General features: G+C 62.1%; 4 protein-coding genes. 3 read left to right on the top strand and 1 reads right to left on the bottom strand.

Going from position 1 to position 5,856, the window contains the following annotated elements:
• Together JWQ61_RS19180 and JWQ61_RS19185 are read left to right on the top strand one after the other, a co-directional pair.
• The coding region (locus tag JWQ61_RS19180; RefSeq protein WP_304361904.1) for an efflux RND transporter permease subunit at positions 1-2,598 on the top strand (2,598 nt) is incomplete at its 5' end.
• Positions 2,599-2,600: 2 nt separating this feature from the next.
• A complete protein-coding gene (locus JWQ61_RS19185) occupies positions 2,601-4,040 on the top strand; it encodes an efflux transporter outer membrane subunit (protein WP_304361905.1) in 1,440 nt (479 codons plus the stop codon).
• Between the two features lie 77 nt (positions 4,041-4,117).
• Here the strand turns inward: JWQ61_RS19185 and JWQ61_RS19190 are convergent, their stop codons facing one another.
• Entirely contained in the window at positions 4,118-5,338 is a 1,221-nt protein-coding gene (locus JWQ61_RS19190) for an MFS transporter (protein WP_304361906.1), read from the bottom strand.
• Positions 5,339-5,660: 322 nt separating this feature from the next.
• Here JWQ61_RS19190 and JWQ61_RS19195 point away from each other — a divergent pair.
• On the top strand, positions 5,661-5,856 hold a 196-nt coding region (locus JWQ61_RS19195; RefSeq protein ID WP_304361907.1), incomplete at its 3' end, for a TetR/AcrR family transcriptional regulator.

A 5,856-nucleotide genomic window follows, 5' to 3' on the forward strand; every position in this document is an offset into this window, starting at 1 on the left:
CAAAACGTCGATGTCGCCGCCGGTGTGATCGGCGCCTCGCCGGCGGTGCCGGGCGTCGATTACCAGATTTCGGTCAACGCACGCGGCCGTCTGGCCAGTGAAGAGGAGTTCGGCAACATCGTGGTGCGTACTTCGCCGGATGGCGTGGTCACGTATCTGAAAGATGTGGCGCGCATTGAACTGGGCGCCAGCGAATATTCCTTGCGCTCGCTGCTCGATAACAAGCAGGCCGTCGCGATACCGATTTTCCAGGCGCCCGGTTCGAATGCGCTGCAAATCTCGGATAACGTGCGCAAGACCATGGCCGAGCTGAAGAAAGATATGCCGGACGGCGTCGATTACAAAATCGTCTACGACCCGACCCAGTTCGTGCGGGCGTCGATCGAAGCGGTGGTGCACACATTGCTGGAAGCGATTCTGCTGGTGGTGATCGTGGTGATCATTTTCCTGCAAACCTGGCGCGCATCGATTATTCCATTGTTGGCGGTGCCGATATCGGTCATCGGCACGTTCGCGGTGATGCTTGGTTTCGGTTTTTCGATCAATGCGCTGAGCCTGTTCGGGCTGGTGCTGGCGATCGGGATCGTGGTCGATGACGCCATCGTGGTGGTGGAAAACGTCGAGCGCAATATCGAAAACGGCTTGTCCGCAAAGGAAGCTACCTATAAGGCGATGCGCGAAGTATCGGGACCGATCGTGGCGATCGCCCTGACCCTGTGCGCGGTGTTCGTGCCTTTGGCTTTCGTCAGCGGCCTGACCGGCGAATTCTTCAAGCAGTTCGCCCTGACCATTGCTATCTCGACCGTGATCTCGGCCTTCAACTCGCTGACCCTGTCGCCAGCCCTGGCCGCCCTGCTGCTAAAAGGCCATGGCGCCAAGAAGGATGGCTTTCAGCGTGTCATCGACCGTATCTTTGGCGGCTTCTTCTCGGTTTTCAACAAGGTCTTCCATCGCGGCTCGACCTCGTATGGCGAAGGCGTGACCGGCATCCTGAAACGCAAGACAGCCGCGCTCGGCGTGTATGCCGTGCTGATCGGCCTGACCATGCTGTTGTTCCACACCGTGCCGAACGGCTTCATCCCGGCGCAAGACAAGCAGTACCTGGTCGGTTTTGCCCAGCTGCCTGACGCTGCCTCGCTCGATCGTACCGAGGACGTGATGCGCAAGATGTCCGAGATCGCACTGAAGCAGCCTGGCGTGGAATCGGCCGTGGCCTTCCCTGGCCTGTCGATCAACGGTTTCGTCAACAGCCCGAACTCTGGCATCGTGTTCACCACGCTGAAGCCGTTCGACGAACGCCGCAGCGCCGACCAAAGCGGTATAGCGATTGCGCAGCAGCTGAACCAGAAATTCTCGGCCATCCAGGGCGCTTTCATTGCCGTGTTCCCGCCGCCGCCGGTACAGGGGCTGGGCACCATCGGCGGCTTCAAGCTGCAGATCGAAGACCGTGGCGCGCTGGGCAACCAGGCCTTGAACGATGCCCTGCAAGCGTTCATGGCAAAAGCGCACCAGGCGCCGGAACTGGCTGGCATGTTCTCCAGCTTCCAGATCAACGTGCCGCAGCTGTACGCCGACGTCGACCGTGTCCGCGCCCAGCAGCTGGGGGTGTCCATTCCTTCGGTGTTCGACACCTTGCAGATCTACCTGGGTTCCTTGTACGTGAACGACTTCAACAAGTTCGGCCGCACCTTTCAGGTCCGGGTCCAGGCTGATGCGCCGTTCCGTGCCCATGCCGAAGATATCGGCTTGCTGAAAGCGCGCAACGACAAGGGCGAAATGGTGCCGCTGTCTTCGCTGCTGAAGATGACGCAAAGCTACGGCCCCGACCAGGCAGTGCGCTACAACGCCTTCCCCTCGGCCGACGTCAACGGCGGCCCGGCGCCCGGCTACAGCACCGGCCAGGCCCAGGCCGTGGTGGAACGCATCGCGGCCGAGACCCTGCCGCGCGGCATCAGCTACGAATGGACCGAAATCACTTATCAGGACAAGATCGCCGGCAATACCCTGTTCATCATCTTGCCGCTGTCGATCTTGCTGGTGTTCTTCGTGCTCGCAGCGCAATACGAGAGCCTCACCTTGCCGCTGGCGGTATTGCTGATCGTGCCGATGGGGATCCTGTCGGCGATTGCCGGCGTCTGGCTGACCCGCGGCGACAACAATATCTTCACCCAGATCAGCTTGATCGTGCTGGTTGGGCTGGCGTGCAAGAACGCCATCCTGATTGTCGAGTTCGCCCACGAGCTGGAGCTGCAAGGCCGCTCCATCTACGCTGCGGCGATCGAAGCTGCCCGCCTGCGTTTGCGGCCTATCCTGATGACCTCGATCGCCTTTATCGCCGGCGTCGTGCCGCTGATCCTGTCGAGCGGCGCAGGCGCCGAAATGCGCCATGCAATGGGCGTCGCGGTGTTCTCGGGAATGATAGGGGTGACGGCTTTCGGCCTGTTCCTGACGCCGATCTTTTATGTACTGTTGCGCACGCTGGCATCGCGCTGGACCAGCGGCAAGCATGAAACCGAAGCCTATACCGGCCCAGTCCCTGCCGCGCATGGCAATGCCGTACCAGTGATTGCCAGCACCGCGCAAATTGAAGGAATTTGAACATGAAAAGCTTTAACTTGAAACTGACTGCAATGATGGCGGCGCTGGTGCTGGCCGGCTGCTCCACCACCAAACCGCCGGAGCAGGTAGCGGTCGACATGCCGGCCCAGTACCGTGAAGCGGCAGCGCTGGACGGCAGCTGGAAAGTGGCGCAGCCTGCCGACGCCGCCGACCGCGGCGCCTGGTGGTCGGTGTTCGGCGACGCCCAGCTCAGCAAGCTGGTCACCGATGCTACCCAGTCCAGCCCGACCCTGGTCATGGCCTTGGCGCGCGTCAAGGAAGCGCGCGCCACCGCCGGCCTGGCCGATGCCGACCGCGCCTTCCAGCTGGGCGCCGCCTTCGGCCCTACCCGCCAAGGTACGGCCAGCGCCACCTCCACCCAATGGCAGGCGCAGCTAGGCGCCTCCTATGAAGTCGACCTGTTTGGCCGCCTGTCGGACAGCAGCCGCGCCGCCCGCCTCGATGCCGAAGGCCAGGAAGCCGCGTATCGCTCGGTGCTGCTGGCGCTGCAAGCCGACGTCGCCCAGCAGTATTTCGCGATCCGTTCGCTCGACTCGGAACTCGACGTGCTGCAGCAGACCATCAAGCTGCGCCAGGAAAACCTGCGCCTGGTGCAGCATCGCTACGATGCCGGCGACACCAGCGAACTGGATGTGGCACAAGCCCAGACCGAGCTGTCGGTGACCCAGGCCGAACAGGAAGGCGTCAGCCGCAGCCGTGCCCAGCGCGACCATGCGTTGGCGATCCTGCTGGGCAAGGCGCCGGCGCAGTTCACCCTGGCCAGCGCGCCGCTGCAGCCGGTGACGGTCAGCGTGCCGCCCGGCCTGCCATCCGACCTGCTGGAACGGCGCCCGGACATCGCCCAGGCGCAGCGACAGCTGGCCGCCGCCAGCGCTCGCATCGGCGTCGCCAAGGCCGGCTTTTTCCCGAGCCTGGTGCTGACCGCTTCCGGCGGCTTCGCCTCGGACGCGCTGCACAACCTGTTCCAGTGGTCCAGCCGCAGCTGGATGCTGGGACCGCTGGTGGGCAGCGTGCTGAACCTGCCTCTGCTCGACGGCGGCCGCAACAAGGCCAACCTGGCCAAGGCCGACGCCAACTATGAATCGGTGGTGGCGAACTACCGCCAGCAAGTGCTGGTCGGCTTCCAGGACGTGGAAGACAACCTGAGCGCGATGCGTACGCTGGATAACCAGATCCGCTTCCAGGAAGACGCCGTGAAATCGGCGCAACTGGCCGCGCGCCTGGCCGATTCGCGCTACAAGAACGGTTCGACCAGCTATTTCGAAGTGATCGATGCGCAACGTTCGAGTCTTTCCGCGCAACGCGCGAAGAGCCAGAGCGTCGGCCAGCGGGCTGTGGCCTCAGTCGGCCTGATCCGGGCGCTGGGGGGCGGCTGGGATCAGCCTGCGGCAAACGTTGCCCCTCTGGCGCTGGCCAGGTAACAAGCAGATAGCGCTTCTCTCCAGCCTGCATCAGACGAAGTCGAAGCCGACTCGCTGATGCAGGTTTTTTTTCGCTCTTAATCCCGGATATCGCGCAAAGGCGAGGTTTTCAGCAAGCCGAAAGTCAGCAGGCTGCCGCCCACCGCGATGGCAATCAGTCCGCTGCGCACGCCCAGGTGTTCGGCGATCCAACCGGCCGACAAGGCGCCCAGCGGCGCCGCCGCCACGGTCATGAAACGCATGGTCGACACCATGCGGCCGTGATAAGCATCCGGCGTCAGTTTCAGCCGCAGCGCCAGGTAAGGCATGAAATACAGCATGGCGCTGCAATCGAAGATGAACACCACCACGCCGTAAGCCAGCGCGCTCAGCAGCGGCGAACCGAACAGGTTAGCCGGAATCATTGCCAGCAGCAGCCACGCCGCGCCGGTGCCGCCAAGGCCGATCAGGATCGTGCGGCCGCTGCCGAAGCGCCGCGACAAAGGCTTGAGCAGCATCGAGCTGACCAGCACTCCCAGCCCGCCCAGCGTTTGCGCCGCGCCCAGCACGCCTGGCGACATGCCCAGCTGGTGGGTGGCGAACAGGATCTGCAAGGCCAGGTAACCGTTGAACAACAGCTGCCACAAGGCCGTGCCCCAGGCCAGCGCCCACAGCACTTCATGATTCCACACCATCTTGATGCCATCCACCATCTCGCGGAACGGATGGCGATCGGACGGCGCAGGAAAACTGTCGCGCTTGCGCAGGTAACGCAGGTTCCATGACGACGCCATGAAAGCGAGGGCATCGACCAGCACCGCTACCGGCGCCGTCAGCAGCTGCACCAGCATGCCGGCGATGCCGGGGCCGACCAGGCGCGCCATCGAATCGGTCGCGGCAAACTTGCTCTGCGCGTCCAGCAAATGCTCGCGTCCCACCAGCTGCGCCAGGAATACCTGGGAAGCGCTGCCGCCGATCACGAAGCCAATCCCCATCAGGAAGCCGACCGCATACAGCACATGCATGTTCAGCAAACCCAGCCAGTAACTTATCGGAATCACCGCCAGCACCACGCCGAACAGGAATTCCGACCACAGCAAGACTGGATACTTGCTGCGCCGGTCCAGCCAGACCCCGACCGGCAGCGAGAACAAGGCGAACGGCAAGGTCTGTAATGCGATCAGGATGCCCATCTGCGCCGGAGTGGCTTGCAGCAGCAGCACCGCGGTGAGCGGGATCGCCAGGCTGCTGATCTGTTCGCCGAAGCTGGCCAGGACCGTGGTCAGCCAGAAGCGGCGGAAGTCGTGGTGGCGCAGCATCGGATCGGCCGATAGCTTGCGGATGAAAAATTGACGGAATGCGTTAAAAATGATGCAACTCTCTGAAAGCGGCAACACTGGATAAGTAAGCGCGGCGCGGGCAGTTCCGGATAGGAACATTGACCAAATGATAGCAGTAATGCAGCCGGCTTTTACCTGCCGCTGCAAAATAAAAATGCCGGATGTTCATAGACGAAACGAGCTGTGGTGAGGCTTCATTCTGCGGCTTTTCGAGGAAATTTCCTGGCGCGCTAAAAATAGCAATAAATCATGATTTTTTCGACGCCAAGCAATTTAAGACGACTGGTCATATAATAGCGGAATGAATAAAGCCACCGCCCTCAACGATACCCGCGCAACCCTGCTCGAAACCGGCCTCAGGCTGTTCGCGGAGCAAGGCTATAACGGCACCGGCATCAAGGAAATCGTCGATGCCACCGGCGTGCCCAAGGGTTCGTTTTACAACTATTTCAAGAGCAAGGAAGACTTCGGCGCCGAGGTCATCTCGTTCTACGCCG

Origin of the sequence: Collimonas fungivorans (assembly GCF_028292705.1) — a bacterium.
Taxonomy (GTDB): Bacteria; Pseudomonadota; Gammaproteobacteria; order Burkholderiales; family Burkholderiaceae_D; genus Collimonas; species Collimonas fungivorans_B.

Excerpts from the sequence above, each read along its gene's own strand:
- JWQ61_RS19185 (WP_304361905.1), top strand. The coding sequence starts at position 2,601 with ATGAAAAGCTTTAACTTGAAACTGACTGCAATGATGGCGGCGCTGGTG.
- JWQ61_RS19190 (WP_304361906.1), bottom strand. The coding sequence starts at position 5,338 with ATGCTGCGCCACCACGACTTCCGCCGCTTCTGGCTGACCACGGTCCTG.